The sequence below is a fragment of the Streptomyces coryli genome, assembly GCF_011044975.1.
In the GTDB taxonomy this organism is placed as follows: Bacteria; Actinomycetota; Actinomycetes; order Streptomycetales; family Streptomycetaceae; genus Streptomyces; species Streptomyces coryli.
In genome coordinates, this window is record NZ_JAAKZV010000589.1 from 1 (window position 1) to 685 (window position 685).

Genomic DNA, 685 nt, shown 5'->3' on the forward strand with positions numbered 1-685 from the left:
ACCCGCCCCACAGAGGCAGACTGGGCGTATGAGGACTGCCTACGCCGTCGAGACCATCCGTGCCGCCGAAGCCGCGCTCATGGCGCAGCTGCCCGAAGGTGCCCTGATGCAGCGCGCCGCTGCCGGACTTGCGGCCGCCTGTGGCCAGATGCTGAACGGTGTGGGTGTGTACGGAGCCCGCATCACCCTCCTCGTCGGTTCCGGCGACAACGGCGGCGACGCCCTCTACGCCGGCGCCCGCCTGGCCCGCCGCGGGGCCGCAGTGACGGCCGTCCTCCTCCGCCCCGAGCGTGCGCACGCAGCCGGTCTGGCGGCCCTACGCAAAGCCGGTGGGCGGACAGCCGACGATCCAGCGAAGGCCCTCGGCGAAGCCGACCTCGTGCTGGACGGCATCGTCGGAATCGGCGGCAAGGGCAGCCTCCGCGACGACGCCGCCGAGCTGCTGCGCGCCGTCACCGCGCCCATCGTCGCCGTCGACCTCCCCAGCGGGATCGACGCCGACACAGGCGAGGTAGGCGGCGACGCCGTGACAGCAGCCGCCACCGTCACCTTCGGGGCGTACAAACCGGGACTCCTGATCGACCCGGGCGCCGAGCGCGTAGGTGCCCTCCGGCTCATCGACATCGGCCTCACCCCGCACCTCCCCGAGCACCCCGACCTCGAGGCCCTGCAGCACGCCGACGTC

1 protein-coding gene is annotated in these 685 nt (G+C 73.3%); it reads left to right on the forward strand.

The genetic code is table 11. The annotated features are described in order from the left end of the window. Window positions 1-28: 28 nt before the first annotated feature. Window positions 29-685: NAD(P)H-hydrate epimerase (locus G5C51_RS42335; protein ID WP_165246269.1), on the forward strand; the 657-nt coding region annotated here is incomplete at its 3' end.